This is a genomic window from Candidatus Hodarchaeum mangrovi, assembly GCF_975850365.1.
This window is the reverse complement of record NZ_CDLCQJ010000008.1, coordinates 23,828-44,246: the sequence shown is the minus strand read 5'-3', so window position 1 is coordinate 44,246 and position 20,419 is coordinate 23,828. Positions and strand designations below refer to the sequence as shown.

At 31.7% G+C, this 20,419-nt stretch carries 22 protein-coding genes; 9 read left to right on the top strand and 13 right to left on the bottom strand.

Annotated elements, in window-relative coordinates; translation table 11 throughout:
• Positions 1-2: 2 nt before the first annotated feature.
• Complete coding sequence (locus ACWVCY_RS01270) at positions 3-500, bottom strand: hypothetical protein (protein ID WP_455139679.1); 498 nt, start codon at positions 498-500, stop codon at positions 3-5.
• On the bottom strand, positions 497-1,396 hold the full coding sequence (locus ACWVCY_RS01265; protein WP_455139677.1) for a DUF4129 domain-containing protein: 900 nt from the start codon (positions 1,394-1,396) through the stop codon (positions 497-499). Before ACWVCY_RS01265 ends, ACWVCY_RS01270 begins: the two co-directional genes overlap by 4 nt.
• Before the next feature lie 284 nt (positions 1,397-1,680).
• On the opposite strand from ACWVCY_RS01265, the gene ACWVCY_RS01260 reads away from it, so the two are divergent.
• A complete protein-coding gene (locus ACWVCY_RS01260; RefSeq protein WP_455139675.1) occupies positions 1,681-2,118 on the top strand; it encodes a phosphatase domain-containing protein in 438 nt (145 codons plus the stop codon).
• A 12-nt stretch (positions 2,119-2,130) separates the two neighbouring features.
• Here ACWVCY_RS01260 and ACWVCY_RS01255 read toward each other — a convergent pair whose 3' ends face one another.
• Positions 2,131-3,276: a M20 family metallopeptidase gene (locus ACWVCY_RS01255; RefSeq protein ID WP_455139673.1), complete on the bottom strand. Its 1,146-nt coding sequence runs from the start codon at positions 3,274-3,276 to the stop codon at positions 2,131-2,133.
• Between the two features lie 6 nt (positions 3,277-3,282).
• Positions 3,283-3,543, bottom strand: a complete 261-nt coding sequence (locus ACWVCY_RS01250; RefSeq protein ID WP_455139671.1) for a hypothetical protein — start codon at positions 3,541-3,543, stop codon at positions 3,283-3,285.
• A gap of 414 nt (positions 3,544-3,957) precedes the next feature.
• Here ACWVCY_RS01250 and ACWVCY_RS01245 point away from each other — a divergent pair, with 414 nt between their 5' ends.
• Positions 3,958-4,530 (top strand): Rab family GTPase, encoded by a 573-nt coding sequence (locus ACWVCY_RS01245; RefSeq protein ID WP_455139669.1) that lies wholly within the window; start codon positions 3,958-3,960, stop codon positions 4,528-4,530.
• 23 nt (positions 4,531-4,553) lie between these two features.
• Here the strand turns inward: ACWVCY_RS01245 and ACWVCY_RS01240 are convergent, their stop codons facing one another.
• A complete protein-coding gene (locus ACWVCY_RS01240) occupies positions 4,554-4,916 on the bottom strand; it encodes a hypothetical protein (protein ID WP_455139667.1) in 363 nt (120 codons plus the stop codon).
• Between the two features lie 189 nt (positions 4,917-5,105).
• Here ACWVCY_RS01240 and ACWVCY_RS01235 point away from each other — a divergent pair, with 189 nt between their 5' ends.
• Entirely contained in the window at positions 5,106-6,149 is a 1,044-nt protein-coding gene (locus tag ACWVCY_RS01235) for a hypothetical protein (protein ID WP_455139665.1), read from the top strand.
• A 284-nt stretch (positions 6,150-6,433) separates the two neighbouring features.
• Positions 6,434-6,769 carry a transcription factor S gene (locus ACWVCY_RS01230; RefSeq protein ID WP_455139663.1) on the top strand — a complete coding sequence of 112 codons (336 nt, stop codon included), beginning with the start codon at positions 6,434-6,436 and terminating at the stop codon, positions 6,767-6,769.
• A gap of 59 nt (positions 6,770-6,828) precedes the next feature.
• On the opposite strand, the gene ACWVCY_RS01225 is transcribed toward ACWVCY_RS01230, so the two are convergent.
• The 3 genes from ACWVCY_RS01225 to ACWVCY_RS01215 form a co-directional block, all read right to left on the bottom strand.
• Positions 6,829-7,515 carry a cytidylate kinase-like family protein gene (locus tag ACWVCY_RS01225; protein ID WP_455139661.1) on the bottom strand — a complete coding sequence of 229 codons (687 nt, stop codon included), beginning with the start codon at positions 7,513-7,515 and terminating at the stop codon, positions 6,829-6,831.
• Between the two features lie 18 nt (positions 7,516-7,533).
• Complete coding sequence (locus tag ACWVCY_RS01220; protein ID WP_455139659.1) at positions 7,534-8,310, bottom strand: enoyl-CoA hydratase/isomerase family protein; 777 nt, start codon at positions 8,308-8,310, stop codon at positions 7,534-7,536.
• A gap of 584 nt (positions 8,311-8,894) precedes the next feature.
• Positions 8,895-10,358: an acetate--CoA ligase family protein gene (locus tag ACWVCY_RS01215; protein WP_455139657.1), complete on the bottom strand. Its 1,464-nt coding sequence runs from the start codon at positions 10,356-10,358 to the stop codon at positions 8,895-8,897.
• 462 nt (positions 10,359-10,820) lie between these two features.
• Here ACWVCY_RS01215 and ACWVCY_RS01210 point away from each other — a divergent pair, with 462 nt between their 5' ends.
• The 3 genes from ACWVCY_RS01210 to ACWVCY_RS01200 all read left to right on the top strand — a co-directional run bounded on the left by ACWVCY_RS01210 (position 10,821) and on the right by ACWVCY_RS01200 (position 14,294).
• Positions 10,821-11,609, top strand: coding sequence for an SDR family oxidoreductase (locus ACWVCY_RS01210; protein WP_455139655.1), 789 nt, complete (start codon positions 10,821-10,823; stop codon positions 11,607-11,609).
• 143 nt (positions 11,610-11,752) lie between these two features.
• Complete coding sequence (locus ACWVCY_RS01205) at positions 11,753-13,684, top strand: thiamine pyrophosphate-dependent enzyme (protein WP_455139653.1); 1,932 nt, start codon at positions 11,753-11,755, stop codon at positions 13,682-13,684.
• 4 nt (positions 13,685-13,688) lie between these two features.
• Positions 13,689-14,294, top strand: a complete 606-nt coding sequence (locus ACWVCY_RS01200; protein WP_455139651.1) for an indolepyruvate oxidoreductase subunit beta — start codon at positions 13,689-13,691, stop codon at positions 14,292-14,294.
• Positions 14,295-14,296: 2 nt separating this feature from the next.
• Here ACWVCY_RS01200 and ACWVCY_RS01195 read toward each other — a convergent pair whose 3' ends face one another.
• The 4 genes from ACWVCY_RS01195 to ACWVCY_RS01180 form a co-directional block, all read right to left on the bottom strand.
• Entirely contained in the window at positions 14,297-14,908 is a 612-nt protein-coding gene (locus ACWVCY_RS01195) for a hypothetical protein (RefSeq protein WP_455139649.1), read from the bottom strand.
• Positions 14,909-15,074: 166 nt separating this feature from the next.
• Complete coding sequence (gene albA, locus ACWVCY_RS01190) at positions 15,075-15,356, bottom strand: DNA-binding protein Alba (protein WP_455139647.1); 282 nt, start codon at positions 15,354-15,356, stop codon at positions 15,075-15,077.
• Between the two features lie 190 nt (positions 15,357-15,546).
• Entirely contained in the window at positions 15,547-16,146 is a 600-nt protein-coding gene (locus ACWVCY_RS01185) for a CDP-2,3-bis-(O-geranylgeranyl)-sn-glycerol synthase (protein WP_455139645.1), read from the bottom strand.
• Between the two features lie 227 nt (positions 16,147-16,373).
• Positions 16,374-16,913 (bottom strand): hypothetical protein, encoded by a 540-nt coding sequence (locus ACWVCY_RS01180; protein ID WP_455139643.1) that lies wholly within the window; start codon positions 16,911-16,913, stop codon positions 16,374-16,376.
• Positions 16,914-17,047: 134 nt separating this feature from the next.
• On the opposite strand from ACWVCY_RS01180, the gene ACWVCY_RS01175 reads away from it, so the two are divergent.
• Positions 17,048-18,094, top strand: coding sequence for an AIR synthase-related protein (locus ACWVCY_RS01175; RefSeq protein WP_455139641.1), 1,047 nt, complete (start codon positions 17,048-17,050; stop codon positions 18,092-18,094).
• On the opposite strand, the gene ACWVCY_RS01170 is transcribed toward ACWVCY_RS01175, so the two are convergent.
• The gene (locus tag ACWVCY_RS01170; RefSeq protein ID WP_455139639.1) at positions 18,091-19,161 is read right to left on the bottom strand and encodes a GHMP family kinase ATP-binding protein; all 1,071 of its coding nucleotides are present in this window, start codon (positions 19,159-19,161) and stop codon (positions 18,091-18,093) included. The genes ACWVCY_RS01175 and ACWVCY_RS01170 overlap by 4 nt on opposite strands.
• Positions 19,162-19,528: 367 nt before the next feature.
• On the opposite strand from ACWVCY_RS01170, the gene ACWVCY_RS01165 reads away from it, so the two are divergent.
• A complete protein-coding gene (locus ACWVCY_RS01165) occupies positions 19,529-20,416 on the top strand; it encodes a hypothetical protein (protein ID WP_455139637.1) in 888 nt (295 codons plus the stop codon).
• The last annotated feature ends 3 nt before the right edge of the window (positions 20,417-20,419 follow it).

Genomic DNA, 20,419 nt, shown 5'->3' with positions numbered 1-20,419 from the left:
CATCAATCCGATTCTGGAAGTAGAGGAATTTGAATTAATTCTTTTATTTCTTTGAGTAATTGAATAAAATGATTATGTAAAATTTCTGAGGTAAATTTCTTTTTTAATTCTGATGATCGTGAGATTTCATCATACATTTGATCTAACCATCTATCAGGATTATCTATTAATGATTTCAAACTCTCACTCATCAAATTTTCTGTAAATAAATCGTGGTTTAATGTTTCATTAAGCAATTGCGAAAATGTTCTAGCAAGTTGTCTTTGACGATGTGGTGTTGACATTATAGCTAACTCTACTAAATCACTAAAGCTTTTAGAGTGAGGTCGTGGAGGTTCCTTATATTCTGTGTTCCCTTTCCGATAATTATGAACATCAGGGTATTCAATGTCCTTTAGCCAATGAGAATAAATGGCTCTTAATCCAAAGAACAGTAGAGATATCAGTACAAATGGAAAAGTGGTCATTAAAACAGGAACAGCAATATCTATCAAGTTCAAGATTCTTCATCCTCTATTTCTTGATTTTTCCATCCTGCTGAAAGTATTTTGTAGGAAAATTGCTTAGCTTTCTCTACTTTTTCTTCAGTGATTTCATGGTGAGAAAATTTCGCTTCTTCAAATAAACCTGTGATTCCCTCAATAGAATCTTCAGTTGTCAAATTTTTTCGATTTACATCTATTTTAAATTCTGTAGGTGTTAAATCTGGAGAATTATCGGCACCTCTATCCTCTAATGAATCAGAAGATTGATAGTAGCATTCTAAAATGGATTTTGCCTTAAATTGATGTAATTTATCCTTTTGGATTTCTTCATCATTCGGTTTATCATCTGAAGATATTTGATCAACTCTTCTCTGAAGAATTAGAATTACAATTAAAGGAAGAAATAGTATTAAAATGACAAATATGTTTCGAAAATCTTGTAAAAATTTGTTAAATGGAGATTTATTGTCCATTGATGAAGGAACTGTATAGGTAGGGAAAGTAGATGGAGGAATGACATTATCTGATGTAGAAGTTGTCTTTGGAATAATCGTTGTAGTAGTTGTGTTATCAGGAATTATTTTTTCCAGATTTTGAGGTGTAGGGAGTAAACTAAGTGCGATGAAAATGAGCATAAAGATAATTATCCAGCTTATAGGGGGTACCCATGAATAATCATCTTTTCGACGATTATGGAAGAATAAAAAAATAGATGTGAATATCGGAAGTAAAAGGCCTAGATTTTCAACAAAAGTAGTTTCAATAACAAGTAAAGGATTGATATTTATCATTCGTGATGATCTAAGATTTTGGTTATCTAGTGCAATTTGTGAAAATGCAATTAAAAGAAGGAAGAAGAGGAGAACAAACAATTCTTTCCTTCGAAAAAAAATCAAGTCTTTTGTATTCAATCTGATAACCAATGTATTCTAAATTAATTAAGGAATTCATAATATCTAATTTATTACTTTTTTCTGTATCTGCAATTATAATTAAAATCTAAATTCCCATTAATTAATTTAATTTTTATTCTAATCTCATTCTATCTGTAAAATCTTATTAACAGATTTTTTCCTAATTTCATGCAGATTTAGATTAACTATTTTTTTTAATTTTAATAAACCTTTATCATCCAATTTTTTTTAAAGAAGAAGATTTACAAAGTATTTCTATTTTTCTTAAAAGATGAGTAAAATTGTTCCTATACTGGATTATTAAAGGAAAATTAGCTGGATCTAGCGAACCACATATTACAGATATTCCCTATCTAAAAGAGATACCTTGGGGAGGCCTAGTATCATTACAGGAAACTCCTAATACAAAAGATTTAGCTCTCATGCTAAATATACCATATCTTAATATTCCTATACTGGATTTTTCCATTCCTTCCTCTTCGAATATTGAACAAATTATAGAGTTTTATACAGAATACTGTGAAAAAACTGGTCTCCCCTTATTAATTCATTGTACTGCTGGTCACGGACGAACAGGAACTGTATTAGCTTCTTTACTAGTAATTCTAGAAAATCTGACACCTGAGGAAGCTATGATGAGAATTAGAAAGGTTAATCCTCTTGCTATAGAAACTAAGGATCAAGAATTATTTGTTAATAGTCTAAAATCAAGAAAATAAGAGTAATTATATTCAAATTCTTCTTATTTTCGTATTTAAATCAAAAAGGAACTTTGTTAAGGTATTCCTCACTTCAAGTACTTCTAAAATGGGAACCTTTTCATTTGTAATATGAATGGCATTAGGATCTCCTGGTCCATATATCAGAAATGGTATAGTGTTCATCCCCTTGACACTACAAAGTACTGCAAGGTCAGTTGCGTAATTGAGTCCAATAATATCTTTAAGATTGCTATGATTAAGGAAAAGCTCCAGGTATTTATTTTTTTTAGGAGTTGAAATAGTAGGCATAATTTGATTGATTTTTAAAGTAAAATGGCCTTTATCTTGAGAATTTACATGTGAAATAATATTTTGAATATCTTGAATAAATTCGATAGGATTAAATGAAGGAATAAAACGAAAATCGCAATTTATTTCAGCATATTCTGGTACAATGTTTGCACTTTTACCTCCTGAAATAGTACCAATATTCAATGTATTTAATCCTAAAATTGGATCAATATCAGCTGGAACAGAGTTTTTTATCATTGGGATTAGCTCAATTAGTCTTTCAATTGCATTTATCCCTTTATCTGGAGTAGAACCATGAGCAGCTTTCCCTTTTGCTTTTATTGTAACCCATAGCATCCCCTTTTCAGCTATTCCTATTTTCAAAGAAGTAGGTTCAGTTACAATTATAAAATCAACGTTTTCCACTAAATTTTTCTTTAGAGCTTCTTTTGATCCTTCTAATCCTACTTCTTCATCAGAAGTACCTAAAAAAACTAATTTATAATTAAAATCATCAAGATTTAATTTTCTATTAAGGTTATCCATCGTTGAGAGGCACGCTGCAATCCCTCCTTTCATATCAGCAGATCCTCTTCCATAAATATTTCCATTAATTTCCTTAGCTTCAAAAGGATCGACGTTCCAAGCGGTTTTATCTCCTATAGGAACTGTATCAAGATGTCCCGTCAATAAAATGGTTCTATTTCCCTTTCCAAGAGTAAGGATAATGTTTCCCTTTGACTCATTAAACCATTGAATTTCGGATGTTATTTTTTTCTCATTTGCCCAGTTTTCTATCCATAATAATGCTTCTTTTGTGAATCCAGGAGGATTTTCAGTATTAATCTGTATTAGATTTTTTAAAATATGGATGGTCTCCGACATTACCTTTTAAAACCTAGAAGAAGCTTCTTTCGTGTCTAAATAATGTTGGTAATCCGAATTCTCAATTTCTGCATATATTGGACCCTGATATTGGCATTCTTGGCAATAAAATGTTGGGGGAGAAATTAATCCAAGAAAAGGATTAGGGATTCTCTTGATTGATAAGCTTAAGCAAATTGGGCAAACTTTTACAGGATTGCGTGTCGTTGATTTACGTCGTGTTATTTTCTTAACTTCTGAAAAGTGGAAATATTTTCGAAAGCACATTATTATTAATTTTATTTTTGAATTTTAGTATTTTTCGCTCTAAAAACCTCATTTTAGTCTTAATTTATAATGAAGAATAATAAAAGTGAGAATTTGGATTATAATTCAAATAAGCATCAAAAATATACCTTGATCCTTATTCATTAATCCAATTACTAGCCTAAAGAAAATAAAAAAGGTTCTGAATGAAGAGACTGTTATATTAGGAGCGAATCAAAATATTAGAATGGTCAGTATTAATTTATAATTCATTAAAATGTTTGGGAAAATATTCGAATTAACTGTAACTAAAGATAAGTTTTATTAGGAAAATCTACGGTATAAATCTATAAGATATTTAGTTATATTTGAATTATTTACAATCTTCTGTATTTAACATAATTAAGACTATTATACCAGATGACGTGAAATACTGTGTCTTCAATCCAATATAATTATCTGGCAAAAGTACTTATTCTAGGTGAATATCGTGTAGGAAAATCAAGTATGGTCTTAAGATATGTTGAGGATCGTTTTCCAGGAGATTATATGGCCACTATTGGGGCTAATTTTTTAGTCAAATCTGTGAATCTTGATACTATAGATGGAAAAAGGGTAAAAGTTGGTCTGCAAATCTGGGATATTGGAGGACATGCAAGATCTTCACAAGTTGGTAGGGTTTTTTTTCAAGGTGTTTCAGGGGCATTGCTAGTATATGATTTAACCCGTAAAGATACCCTCATTAAACTTCCTCTTTGGATTGAACAGCTTATTAAATATTCCCCAGAAACAAGAATGTACCTTGTTGGTAATAAATGTGACTTAGAGGATGAACGAGAAGTCACATTTGATGAAGGAGAAAAAGCTAAGCAAGATTTAGGAATGGAGAACTTTTTTGAGACAAGTGCTAAGACTGGAGATCATATTCAAAAGACATTTGAACATATGGCCCAACATCTTGTAGATAGTAACAAGGAGAAGCTAGTTAAACAAGAGGTTCAAATTTAAGATTCTAAGAGTTAAGGCAGAATTCAAGAAGCAGCAAGCGTCATTAACTCTTCGAAAGAATTAACCTTTTTTAATTTAGCTAAATAAAGCATTTGTTCAGCAGGAGTAACTTCTTGATTTGATACCAGAAAATCCATAATATCAACGAATAGAGTTTTTGCTAATTCAAAATTGGTAACTGCGTCTGGTAGTGAAGAGAAAGCAAATGTTAATTTATCCTCTATTGACGCATCAGCTACCTTGAGCGCGTTCCTAACGGTTTGAACATATATTTGGTCATCTGTAATAGTTTTCGAGATTTTATCACGAATTTCAGCCTCCTGAGCCACCTCATGACTAAGTTCTGGAATAAATAAACGTTTGAAAAAACGAACAAATCGGCTCATGAGTTTTTACCTTCAATTGATAAATGCAACACTTGAATTACAGAATAAGGCATTATATCTTCTTTAGATTCTATTTGATCAAATGCTTTAAAAAGCATTCTCGATTATTTGCAACGTGGCTGTGAAGATTTATATGGCTTTCTTTTCATTTGACATAAATTCAACTAATTTAAATAGGATGAAGAAATATTGACAGAACGTTCCCAATCAAGTCATTCTGAAGCTATAGCAGGTGTGAGAGTCAAACGCTTTTTAACTCTAACTGTTCTGAAGTTATCAGAGGAACTTTTAAAGCGTTCTAAAAGCGAGGAGACTGTTAAAAGTTTAGAACATAATATAATTGACTTGGTGAAATCTAGTTTTGTTCTTTCTGCTTCTGATAACCCTACAGCCCAAGCAAAACTATTTCTAGCATCTTTAGGTTTTTCTCCTTGTGAAATTGAATGGTTAGAAGATGTGAGATTAGGAAAAATTTTCTTAGGTAAGAGTAGATTGTGGAAAGCCTCCAATGATTTTGAAGCTAATTTAATTAAGCTTTTGTTAACATCAATAGTAAAAGGGATAGGCTATTCATTTATTGATGCTAATGTTGAAGTTTCCTTTATTGAAGGCGAATTACTTCCTCCAAGATTCTCTTATGAAATTCAGTTTCGAGCTGCTGAAGACGTATTTGCAGAATCTTTTCAGATAAAGAAAGAAGAACAAGCAGAAGTTATACTTCCGGCAAATACTTTGTTAGAACCAATCTTGGGAACTGGGGTTCGTGTTCAAAGTGCAATTCAATTTTTGATTGAAGGAACCCACAGTGTTGTGGAAAAAAATCGTCCCGAACTATTAGAGCGAACTGGGATTGAAGTCTATCCTTTGAAATTACTAGAGGTTTTTTTCCTAGAAGTACAAGAAGACCCCTCTGCCGAGCTGTTTGCACGAGAGATCGGTTCTTATATGGTCAAAGAGCTCCGTACAGCACTGCCTGATCTGAAAAACCACCAAATTTTAAAAGGAATAGGACTCTTACCACCAGAGGAGATTGATGAATTACTCTTTTACGCACCATCAGATATATGTGGAGCGGAAAATTATGGAAAAAAATTTGAATTTTGCAAATTTCTCGGGCATATTTGGGCTGGATTTTCGTCTGAAGTTCTTGAAAAACAATTTCGGATGATTGAAGATCCTCTGTGTGCTGGTAAAGGATCAAATTGTATTTTTACTTTTGAAGAAGTGAAATAAAATTAAATTTAAAGAAAAGAAAAATTTTAAAAGTAGAAATCAACCTATTGTAATAAATATGGTTCTCTTTTAATCTAATACTATCAATTTTCCATTTGTATCAAATTTTAGAAATAATCATTTGATTAAGATTCAAGCTTTACTAATCATTAATGGTAGATTTTAAATATAGGATTAGAATATTCCAGAAAAGATAAGAAGAAAAACAAAGTTTATATTCCAGCCTACGACTGTTAAAGTCCCAAAAAAATTTTAAAAAATATCAAAATTGGTGAAACTTCAATATGGTTAGTTTCTGCGAAACATGTGGTTCTCTACTCGTTCCAACTCGTGAAAAAAGTGGAAAGATTTCCCTGTTTTGCAAGGTTTGTAAAGCACAGTCAAAAGAAAAGTTCAAAAATTCCTCTTATCAAATTCGATCGAAAATTAAGCATACTGAGAAAGATAAACTTACTGTTATAGAAGAGGATTTTGATATTCGTCCTACAATTCGAATAGGATGCCCACGTTGCCAACATTACGAAGCTCTTTATTGGGAAGGAGAAGATCGAAGAAAGGAGGAATGGGAAACAACTACATTCTATAAGTGTACAAAATGTGGTTGGGTTTGGAACGAATAAGGACTATAAACAATAGGAAAATGTATCTTTCTTCTTTGAATATTAGTAGATAATTTCAGTTATGAACTTTTAATACTTTCTTCTTTTTTAGAAATTAATAATTTTTCGACTATAGATTTGAGTTCATTAATAGAAACACCTTCATTCCTCAACACCAGATCAAAATTCTTCTTATCTCTAAACGAAATTCCATAGATTTCCTCTAATCTCGCTCCATCAGTTTCATCCCTGGACTTAATTCGTTGTACTAATTCTTTTTGATTCATTCCATATTCGGAACGGAGTTTGTCTTGTGATAAACGTTGAGCAATGATGCGAGCTGATACTTCTAACCAAATAGTAATTCCATGAGTTCCTATAGCAAATGGAGCCATTCTTCCAACAAAAATACCTCCTGTTAATAAAGCCTGCTTTAATGCTTTTTTTTCGATTTCTATATCGACTTTTTGTGCAAATTCTTGGTTTTGGGTTTCTTTGATAAATTTCATAAATTCATCAATTCTTTTTTCTTCGTATCCTGACTCTTTGGCAATTTTTCGTACAAAATCTCCAGCACCAGAAATAGTCAATAATATGCCCATTTCTCTTTGAAAATATTCTTGTACAAATTTAGCAACCGTATCTTTTCCTGTACCAGAGAATCCTCCAATGGCAATGATGGGAAGTTTTCGATTTCGTATTTTTTCTTTATAATTTTCAAATAATTGGTTTTCATACTCTAAAAGACAAGGAATAAAGGTTCCCATAGGGATTAATCCTCTAATTTACTTAAAATTGGCTCTTCTTTTATTTAAAAAGGCATCAACACCTTCATTCATATCTTCATGAGAAAAACAGAGTGTAAAAAGATCAAGCTCTAATCTTATACCATCGAGTAAAGACATCTCAGGTCCTCTATTAATTGCTTCTTTTGCCATATGTAAGGCAAATGAAGGACCTTTAACAATTTTTTCTGCGATTTTTAATACTGATTGGTCTAATTCTTCAGCTGAGACTACTTTATTTACTATACCTAATTCATAAGCTCGTTGAGCTGAAATATTTTCTCCAAGAAATATAATTTCTTTCGCAATTCCCTTTCCTACAATTCTAGATAGTCTTTGAGTTCCTCCTGCACCTGGAATAATTCCAAGTTTAATTTCAGGTTGACCAAGTAGGGCTTTATCACAGGCAATCCTTAAATCACAAGCTAAGGCAAGTTCTAATCCCCCACCCAAACAATATCCGTTAATCTGGGCAATGACAGGGATAGGAAGGTCTTCTAATTTATTAAGCATTGATTGGAGCTTAAAAACAAAAGGACGTATAGTTATAGGATTCTTATTTAGAAATGTTGTGATATCTGCACCTGCAATGAAAGATTTCTCCCCTACTCCTGTTATAATTAATACTTTTGTTTCTTTAGATTCTTGAAGTTGATCTAGAAACATTTCAAGTTCCTGGATCGTTTCGGGGTTTAAAGCATTAAGGGCTTTTTCTCTGTTTATTTTTAATTTAGTTATATTATCAAAAGTTTCAATTAGTAAATTTTTATATTCCATAAATGTTCCTCTTTATATTATTTTAACAAAAGAATACTCTCATCAAATTACTCATATATTTTTTGAAAATATTAAATGATAAAAATAATTGAGGGAAAGCTTACTACAGACAATAGTACATTAAAATGATTAATTATCATATATCTGAAGTTCTGATCATATATTTAAATTCTAAGGAAATTTTTATATTAAAAACCTTCTGGATATTCTGATAGGTTTCTTATTTCATCGTCAACTTTTACTTTTAGTTTGATCACGAAAACAGATTTTCTAGGAAATATAATTAAAGAATCTTTTAATCTGAATGATCTTTGGACATAAACCATTATACTAATTATTAATGCAAAACTTATAATAAAGAATACAGAAGTTTTTCTTTCCTTATTGCTTCAGAAGATTTTAACAATAGATAATAAGTAAGTCAGATAGGGACTCTCTTTAAGTTATCCAATTGGAATCCTTATTAGAATTGATCGATTGTATGATGAGCTAATTCTAAGGGGATTATTGTAAAATCTAGTCCAGAATGTCACTAATGTTTTATTATTCCATTATTTTGAAGGTTTACCAAACTAGAGAGAGGTTTATAACCTATTACACCATTTATAATAATTAACCATATAACGAAATACTCTCACCATTTTTTCTGGACTAGTGAAAATTGGATAATTTCGTGAATTAAGGTATTGAACTGCTGGTGAATCTTCAGATGTCAATAATGTAGTAATTAAAATCGGCTTTTTGAATTTCTGTGAAATGGAAATTATTTCTTGAAATAATGAGATTTCTCCTGCTATTACCATATCAAAATTTCCCTTCTGATCATCAGGTATAATAGGTGATTTTTTTGCTAGGTTCGCTACAAACGAAAACCCTCCTATTCCTAAAAGAAAAATAGCCTCTATATTCACCATTTCTTCTAATATGGCTACAATAATTTCCTTTAGGGAATTAAGATCTACACTAGCTACAGTATCAATAGGATTTCCTTTAGACCAAAATGGAGGTAGTATTGCGTTAATTCTATCGAAGAGTGCATCACTAAGTGGTTCAAGTGTAATTCCATGCTTTGAGCACGAATCTGCAGTCATAACACCCCAACCTCCGCCAAGTGTTAATACAACAACTTTACCTCTCGGAAAATTCCAATCAATCCATCTTGAAAAGCCTAAGAATAAATCAAACATCTCTTCTAAAGATTCTACTAGTATAGCTCCTGCACTCTCCATAATCTGCTTAAAAACCAGATCATCTCCTGTTATAGCTCCTGTATGTGAATTAGCAGCGAGTCGTCCCGCTTTTGATCCTCCTGCTTTTAGAATAATAATTGGTTTAGTTTTAGAAATTTCCCTTGCGAGTTTAACAAAGTGGCGTGCATCCTCAATACCTTCCATATAAAAACCAATGACCTTAGTTTTAGAATCGTACTTACCAAAATATTCTAAGAAATCAGACATTGATAAATCAGCCATGTTTCCAGCTGAAACATACACGTTTAAGCCAATCCCTCGTTTTGAGGCCACACTTATTCCAATTGTTCCTATATTTCCCGATTGTGAAACAAAGGTCAATCCTCCATGTTTTAGTCCTTCAGTTGGCCACATTACAGCATATAGATGGACTCGTGTTGAAACTATACCCATTCCATTTGGTCCGATAATTCTAATGTTATTAGCTCTTGAAAAAGCAAGGATTTTTTTTTCTAGTTCAAGTCCTGTTTTTCCAGATTCTTTAAAACCACCAGAAATAATTACTACATGATTTACTCCTCTAATTTTACACTGTTCTAGAATTCCTAAAATATGAATTGCAGGAATTATTATTATAGCTAAATCTATTTTTTTCTCATTAGGAATATCTAGAATTGTAGGATATGCTTTAAAGCCTAAGATTTCTGACTTTTTTAAGCTAATGGGGAAAAATTCTCCAGTATAATTATTAATAATGATATTATGAGCTACTCTGAAACCCCAAGAAGGGAGTTGATCACTCGCTCCAATGAGAGCCATAGCTTTTGGATCGAAAAATGGGGTTAAGTCTTTATTCATTCGATTTCATCCATTTTTAACGTCAAAATTGGGTTTAGATGTGTCTATTCTTAGAATAAATACTTAAAAGACTAATTTTTGTGATATCCTAATAAATATTCTTTAATTAAAAGGTACTTACTCTAATAATACAAAATAATTCTTTGTTTAATTGATATTTCTAAGATTTCGAAAAAAAATACCGTTTCACTATATCAAGAGAAATGAAATCTTTCCACTTTTGAATTTTAGGTTATATGAGTTATCTTAACTAGTTTCTTAAAAAATGGAAGGTGCCAAGTAGAAATAATATGATGTCCCATTAAACCATCTTGTAAAACCATTTATTCCAAATGAAATGTATAGATTCTAAACAATTTGGGAAGAATGAATTTTTATTTTTAGTTATGATTCTCCCTAGATGTTTATAGACAACAAAGAACTTTTTATTTTTTGTTCTAAATAGTCATTGAGTTGATGATTTTGGATCTTAGACTTAAAAAAAAGGTAGTTTTAGTTACTGCGTCGAGTAGGGGGTTAGGTAAAGCTGTTGCAATCGCTATGGCAAAGGAAGGAGCATATTTAGTAATATGTGCCCGAGAAAAAGATGATTTGATGCAAACTGCTAGAACAATTGACAAATATGGAGTAAAATGCCTAGCTATTCAATGTGATTTAACTAAATATGACGAGGTGCAGAATTTAATCAAAGAAACTCTTGAGACATTTGGTACTATCGATGTATTAGTCGCTAACTGTGGAGGTCCTCCAGCTGGCTCATTTTCAGATTTTGAAATTGAGGATTGGAAAAATGCGATAAATCAAGTTTTGATGAGCTCAATCTATCTGTGTAAAGAAACAATTCCAGTGATGAAACAAAACCAAAATGGAAGGATCATCATTATAACAAGTGTATCTGTCAAACAACCAATTAAAGGATTAATTTTATCAAATGTTACCCGAGCAGGTGTAGCTGGATTATCAAAAAGTCTAAGTGAGGAATTAGGCAAAGATAATATTTTGATTAACATTGTTTGCCCTTCTTATACACATACTCAACGTGTAGAAGAGTTAGCTGATTTTTTATCTATTAAACAAAGGATTTCTAAAGAAGAAATTATGCAGAATTGGAGTAATTTAAATGCTTTAGGTCGAATTGCTAAACCAGAGGAAATCGCAAATGTTATTGTCTTTTTAGCTTCAGAACAAGCCTCCCATATAACTGGTATAGCACTTCAGATTGATGGTGGGTATGTTAAATCACTTCTTTGAAATTATCAATTGTAAAGAATTTGGTTTTGAGCTCAAAATATTTAACACATTACTGTTCTATCTTGATTAGATATATGAAAGAAATATATCAATTTTATCATATATCATAATCTGTTAGTACGTCCTTATAGGATGAATTAAATGTGGCTAGGTTAGAGGAAATTTTTGACAATTCCAAACCAGGTAAAAAGATTGCACTATTAGGAAATGAAGCTATTTCACGTGGAATACTTGAAGCTGGAGTTTCAGCGTTATTTACTTATCCAGGTACACCATCCTCAGAAATTCCTAATACATTATATGCTGCACAGCAAGCTGGTATTCTTAAAGAATTAGAATATGAATTTTATCTTGAATGGAGTATTAATGAAAAAGTAGCTCTCGAGAGTGCTTATGGCTTTTCATTTTCTGGGAGAAGAACTATTTTTATTTGTAAACATGTCGGTCTAAATGTTGCTGCAGATGCTTTATTGACACTAATAAACGCAGGTGTGAAAGGTGGTTTGGTGATATTCGAAGCCGAGGATCCGAATATGTATTCCTCCCAAAATGAACAGGATAATCGATGGTACTCTAAACTAGCCAATATACCTATTTTTGAACCAAGTGATGCTTCAGAAGCAAAAGAAATGTTGAAAGATGCATTTTCTTTAAGTGAACGATTTGAGACTCCAGTCATTATTCGTAGCGTAACACGGATTAGCCATTCTAAAATTGACATACAACTAGAAAAGATTTCTCCTCCTAAATTTCCGCCAAAAATTTCTATTGAAATTGACCCTATAAGATTTGTCTGTGTCCCAGAAAATGCTAGGGTGAATAAAACAAGGATTCTAAATATTATAACCAATTTTGCTCAATATTTAAAAAATACGGCTTGGAATATATTTGAAAAAGGCGAAAATTTTGATTTTGCATTCTTCACAAGTGGGTCTGCCTATACCTATCTTAAGGATGTCTGTTTACAATTTTCACATAAATTTGGAACATTTTCAATAGCCAAAATTGGGATTTCACATCCATTTCCTGAATCATTTGTAATTAAATTATTTGAGAGTCATCCGAATACTAAATGGATTGTTGTAGAAGAAGGTGATGATGTTCTCGAAACTTTTATAAAGAAAATCGCTCAGGAAATGGGATATAAGAACCCAATTTTAGGTAGAAAGGAAGGAATAACTCCAAAGCAAGGAGAAATAACCATTGATGCACTTATAAAAGGATTAAAACCTTATATTAAAAATGAAGCTGTATTAGATTCTAAATTTGAGGATGAATTGAATCTAGTGTTACCAAGACCACCTATTTTATGTCCAGGATGTCCACATCGGGGTACATTTTATATTCTCAACAGAGCTGTTAGGAAGAAATCACGAGTCATTTCAACAGACATTGGTTGTTATACATTAGGTGCAGCTCCTCCTCTAGAAGTAGGTCACGTTGTGATTGATATGGGATCATCATTAGGAATTGGACACGGGTTGGCTTCAATACCAGGATTAGAAGAACAAATAATCGCAATTATCGGAGATAGCACATTTTGGGCTTCGGGTTTACCTGGATTGGCAAATGCAACCTATAATAAAAAGAAAATCTTAGTAATTATAGTAGATAATAGTTGTACTGCTATGACTGGGTTTCAACCCCATCCCAGCTCGAACCCTAATCCATTACCTAATAATCAGCTTTCCATTGAAAAAGTGGTAAGTGCAATGGAGATTCCAATTTATTTCATAGATCCATTTCATCCTAAATCTTCAATTGAGACACTAAAAAAAGCTACTGATTCTAATGGAGTTTCTGTTGTTATATCAAAAGGTGAATGTCGTATACAATTCCAACATAGGGAGGGATTGCCTCAAATTAAATATCAAGTCTATGCTGATGAATGTCGTGTCTGCCATTCCTGTATTAATCTTATAGCATGCCCTGCTATCATGTGGTCAGAAAAAACAAAAATAAAAGGTAAAACGGAAAGGATTATTCCTACTATTAATCAGGAAATTTGTACCCGTTGTGGTTTATGTGTTGAAGTTTGTCCATACGGGGTTATTCGTACAATTAATGGGGAATAATAAAATGTATTATGACATATTTGCCTGCGGAGTGGGAGGTCAAGGAATTTTGGCTATAACTGATATTATATCGATGTCTGCGGTAGAAATTGGCTTAAAAGTTCGTGGAAGTGAGACTCATGGAATGTCACAAAGATTTGGAACAGTTTTCGCTACAGTTCGTATTGGTGATATTTATTCAACTCTGATTGCTGAGCGATCAGCTGATGTTCTAATCGGGATGGAACCTGTTGAAACAATTCGTTATGCCAAATATCTCAAAGCTGGTGGTCATATCTTAATGAATATAGAACCAATACCCTCCCCATATTCTATTGTATCAAAAATCTCTTATCCAGAATTAGAAAAAATAATGTTGGCTCTATCGAAATTTACGGATAAAGATAAAATTATAGCAATAAATGCTACAAAACTTGCTCTGGAATTAGGGAATTCAATTGTACAAAATATTATACTTCTAGGAGGATTGTATGCCATACCTGGTTTTCCTTTACCCAAAGATTCTTTAATTAGAGCTATGAAGAAACAATTAAAAGAAAAATTCCACGAGATAAATGAGAAAGCTTTCACATTGGGTCAAAATCAAGTAAAAATTTATTTTGAGAAGTAATATTATTTATCAAGAAACAATCGTTTTTCCCAAGCATCAATCTCCTCAAGAACATCCTCCAGATATTTAATTTTTTTTGACCGGATGTCACGACTGTAAGACATTACATCATATAATAATCTAGAAGATTGACTTGTCTCTGATAATGCATCTCGAAATTCATCTATAAGATCTGGAACACGTTCTGGATTTTTATCCCAAAAATTAGTTATATTTTCCCTTAAACTTTGGATTAATATCCGAATATCGCCTCCTTCAGAAATTGTTAAAACGGTTGTAGATCGATCTTTCAAGCGTGTTTTAATTTGTTCAATTAATCGATTGACTGCCTCAGTTCTAGATTTTACAATCCCATGAGATATCCAATCTTCTGTAACAACCTCTATAAGCTGAAAAAGAGCAATATCCTCATTTTTTTGAATTTCAGGTAAATAATGGAAAAGACCAAGTTTTGTAACCACTAAACGGAAATTTGCACTAAGATACTTCCTCTCATGGGGGGTTAAATCAATACGTTTTAAGAGTTCTCTAAAATCTGTTACTTTAAATCTTCCTGATTGGAATTCAATAGTGATAAAAGGTTTTATTTTCTCACAAATTTGATCCACTATCATTGAAAATTCCTTCGTAGATATAAATGACAAATTAAAAATATAAAAAGTAATAACATCTGGACAATAGTTTTCTATTTGGAAATGAGTGAAAAGAATTGGTTTAAGTAGAGAATTTTCTTATATTCCAGATGGATTTTAGGGAGTTAATAGTTAATATAAAATTTTTTCAACTAATTTTGGTTATTGTTATCTCAATTGCACTAACGTTTGATAAGTTACCTTCTCGTGTTTCAATTTGTTCTGTATCGATTTGTATGTTTGTCACATCAACGTGACCCTTCATAAAACGACGTCTGAGAACTTCTGCCACATCTACCGCCCTACTTATTGCACGTCCTCGTGCTTTTAAAACGATACAGTCTGCATCTCTATTAAATTGTGTTACACAGGCCATAACATAAGCTGTCACAGGCTTGTTGCCGATAAAAACCGTATTTTCCTCTGTCATGACTGATCACTCCTTGATTTTTTCTATGTTCTATGTATCACTGCATTATGTGTTACTGACCCTTTTTTGCAATTATGACTTGAAAAATCTTTCTATAAGTACTCTACTGTATATTTTAGAAAATTCCATAAATATCAACCAACAAAAATTCTAAAAATGAGATTTGTAGTTCTTTTTGTCTATGGTTATCTTATAAAGGTACATCTTGTATTCCCGTAAAGTAACCAATAAGATTAGCAATGATGTGCATTAAAAATGTAATTGGGACTAATACAAGAAACCATGTTATTGGCCATGGGATTAAGATATATATGAATCCCATCCCAAGAATTAAAAATCCTAATTGATCCAAAAAAATGAAAGTCTGGCCTCTCTCTACCCCACTCCGTCTTTTAATGAAAGAGCCAATTACATCACCTATTAACCCGCCAAAAGTCTGTATTGCACCTAATAAGAACCCAAAGACTGTTTGATTGGTATAGAGAAAAGATAAATTCAAGTTTGAGGCAATACTATAAAACAAACCTTTATCTAATAGGGTAATATATTCTAAATCAATAGAAAAAATAGGTAGGATTATAGCTATTAACATTCCTACAATTCCTCCCACCAAAGTCCCAGCCCAAAATCCACGTATTGTTTTACCATCTCCCAAGATTCGTCTACCGTCTCGCCAATATTTACCTCCATCTATTGGGGCTCCTCCACCAAGTATTGTGGGGGAAGCGTTACCAAACCAAAGAGGGAGAATAAAAATAATACTATCAAAAAAAACTTGGAAAACTTCCATTGAATATCATGTCCTAGGATTTCACAAAGATATAATACGCATTAGCTTCATTTATCAATGTTTGGACTGGGATTCTGCAGGAATTTGTATACTATTGTAACTTTATTTGTCTAACGGATGATTCAATTGCAAATCCATTGGGAAGAAAAGCAAAGAATGTTTTTTAATTCTTTAATCATTCAACAAAAACTAACAAAATAAATATTTATATGAATTTTTTTTTGAAATTATTTATTTAGGATAATGTGAATTTTCTCTCTTCCACCAATGATTTCAGATTGATCCATATAGAAAATGACTTGCATTTTATCTTCGCTTATTTGATGATGTGTTTTTGAATCTACTTCAATAATTATTCCGCTTAGACACGACCAAACAGAAATTGCAGAATATGGGAGAGATTCAGGTTGAGCATAAAGGTCTATAATTATTTCATAAGCGTGTTCTTGTTTAAACTCTTTAGATATAATTTGAAAAAATAAAAATGGAAATTTATGGTTTCTTTTAATAAAATCCAAATTTACAGATTCTACTATCATTTTTATCTTGTTTTGATTCACAAAAAGGTCATCTTTATCAATCCAATCTTGTAGCTTTGACTGAATTGTCTCCAATTCGCCTTTTAAAGCTCCAGTTTCATTAAATTTTTGATATATTTCATAAGGATCATGATAATAAAAAAAGAGATGCTGGGAAATATTATTACTAGTAACCATAAAGTATGTTTCTGCAAATAAAGGAATTTCCTTCAAAATTATTTCATCCAAAAAATCACCAGATTCAAATTATATTTTATTTTGAATAAGAAGTTTAAATATAAAAATCTCGAGGTTTCTGAATAGGATTAATCTTATACTAAATAATTGTGTACATGGAATTTTTGATTAAGATGAATAATCAATTGGTTTTTGGAAAAATTTCTTTAGAGATTTTAAGTGAACTCTTAAATAATCGTGGTTATGAACGCATTTCAGGAATCGTACAACCAGCAGAACTTGGAGTTGATGTTGCTGTATTAGATCTGCAGATGATAAAAGATGAGATTAATTCTTTTTATAATACAAACAGTACTCCTTATTTAGTATACAAAGCTGATCCAATTACGTTTCCTACACCTAATCCTGGGAGATATTTAATTATTATCAATCATAATGATCTTTCCACTTCTGGTGCAATTCCTTTTGGTGTAACAGTGTCAATTATCGTTCCTCAAGGCACAACAAAAAATGAACTATTGGATCTTCAAAAACAACTATCAGAAACATGTATGGAAAGAAGGATAACTATTTTAGGAGGACATACTGAAGTCTCTGATGCTTGTAGTAAGCCAATATTATCTGCAAGTATGTTAGGATTTGTTCCACCAGAATACTATATCCCACGCCTACCTCAAACTGGAGATGCAATTATTTGCTCAGGATGGGTCGGTGCAGAAGGAACTTCAATAATTTTATCTGAGAGTTCGAATAAATTTAAAAAAAAGTTAGGAAAGAATCTAGTCCTCTCTGGAATGAATTTAGGGGAAAATATAGATATTAGTAGCCGTGTCCATTCATGTAATAAGAAATGGCACAAAGCAATTCATATGGTTCATGATGCTACAGAAGGTGGGATATTAGGAGCATTGTTTGAATGTTTAGTTAATAAAAGATTAGGATGTGATATTGAACTATCTGAAATTCCATTAGCTCCTGTTACAAAAGTATTAGGTGAGGTACTTGAATTTAATCCTTATGAATTAATATCTTCCGGTGCTTTTTTGCTTTTTTGTGATCAAAAATATGCTTCAGAGATAGTTGAAGAATTATCAAAGGAAGATACACCAGCAACAATTATTGGGTATGCTAGAAAGGAATTAGACATGATAAGAGTTGACAAAATTAATATTTCTTCCCCTAGCTCTGACCAAATAATTGTTGCATTGGACAATTTGAAAAATTTTACCTAATGTACTTCTTCTCTTACTCCCATATCTTGCTTAACAATAAAAGTATTGCCAAATTGTGAAAGTTTTTCTTGTATATTTATTGCCTTATCTTTTGAATCTGTAAGTGCAAACATAGAACCTCCAAAACCTGCTCCAGTCATTTTTGCTCCTAAAGCACCAACAGAAATTGATGCGTTACACATTTTATCTATCTTAGGATGTGAGACTTTATAATATTCTGAAAGAAATTTGTGTTGTTCATTAATTAATAGACCGATTTTTTCCAAGTCAGTATTTGTCGTAGTCAATTCTTCTAATGCATTAATTGTATTTTCTTTTACTTTAATAACTCCTTTTAAAACTTTTTCAATTTTATTCGGTAATTGTACCTTCCTAAGATCATCAAATTGTAGATTAATAGGATTAACATTTTTAAATTGCTTTAAACCTCTGAAAACCAATTTTTGTGTCATTTTTAAGGGAATATCAGCTTGACGGTTTATTCCTGAATTCCCAATTACAAAATAAACCTCTTTTGGGAAATTTAGTTTTATTATCTTTGGATTAGATTCTGATGTCATATGAAAAGCTCCTCCAATCGCAGAGGCATATTGATCCATTCGTCCACAGCTTATTCCTAGTATATCATGTTCACAATTATAAGCGGTTTCAGCAATCTCCAAATTTGTTAAATTACATTTTGAGATAATATTCCCAACTAAATATACAGTAGAGACGAGTAATGCAGCTGATGATGACAATCCTGAACTAATGGGAATATCACTATCAATATTGATATGAGAAGGTAAAGGTTCTGTCAATTTTTCCTTAAAAAATAATAAAACCGCTTTTATATAATCATAAGGGGAACCTGTTAGTTTCATCATCGAATTTCGATTCAATAATTCCATAAATGCTATTTGATTACTGCTTATATTCAAAATTTTGTTCTCATTTGATTTGAAGGATCCAGATAATTTTAATCGCATGTTAATTGCTAGTGGAATAACTGGAAGTCCGATATAATCTTGATGTTCTCCGAAAAGACAAATTCGACCTGGTGAACTAATTTTAATGATTTTATCCATTTAAATATCCCTTAACTAAAGCTTTATGTGATCTTTTTCCAAACTTTTATCTCTCTTAGAATATAATTACTATTAGAAAACATTGGGACAAGTTCTTTTTCATAATATTCTAATAAACATAATAATAGATTATTATAACTGTCAGGCAAGATTTTTAAAAATCATTTTCTTAGAAAGAATAATATTATGAATTTAAATCCTCAAATACATGATAATTCTTCGGATGAATTGTATTGAAATTAATAACGAATTAAAGGTATAATATGAAATTGTGGTAAAAGTGCATAAGGATATATTCTACCACTATGCAAATAAAATATTAAAAAAGAGATTGTAATATGGATTTAAATAACAAGGAGCAATTAGAATGACTCTTAAAATTATTAAAGAAGATTTAGACCTGTTTATAAAAGTTTTAAATGCTGCTGCTGCTGTTTTGGATGTAGATGGTACCTTTCTTATAACCCCAAAGGATGGAATCACCCTTCGAAGCATGGATAGATCTCATTCAGCCATGGTTGATTTACGAATACGTCCTGAGCACTTTAATGAAGAAACTTCAGAATTTATATGTGATAAAGAGTATATGCTTACCTTGGATATTCAACACTTGAAGAAAATCCTTCAACGAGCAAAAAAAGGTGACAAATTAACCATAACATTGGATGAAAAGAATGAAACCTTAAATTTCTTATACACAGGTCTTGGAAAAAGGAATTTTGTACTCCCTTTACAGAAAAAAGAGGAAGAAGAACTCCCACCTGATAGTCAATCCCTTGAGTTCAATGTGAATTCAAAACTGAAAGGAGGAGCTTTAACAGATTTTATTAAAGATGCCTCAATAATTGGTGGAAGTGTTAAAATATCAGCTGAAGAAGGTAAATTGAGGTTTAGCTGCGTGGAGGAGCGAAAAGAAGTCAGCATCGAGATTTCCACAGACACTGAGGGCGAATCAGAAGCCTTAGAGATTTCTACTGATAGTTTAAATGAATCTCTCTACTCCATTGAAACTTTTAAAAACCTTCTATTAGTAGACCAAGCATTTTCAACAGTAGGATTATCTTTTAGCACGGAAAAACCATTAAGATTATCTTACAGTGAAAGTGGAATTAATCTTGGTTACCTCTTAGCTCCAATGCGAGGAGAGGATGAAGAAGACTATAGTAGCGATACAACAGATAAAGATGAGGAATATGATGATGAGGATGATTGGGAAGATGAGGAGGACGATGATGAAGAATGGGATGATGATTAAGTC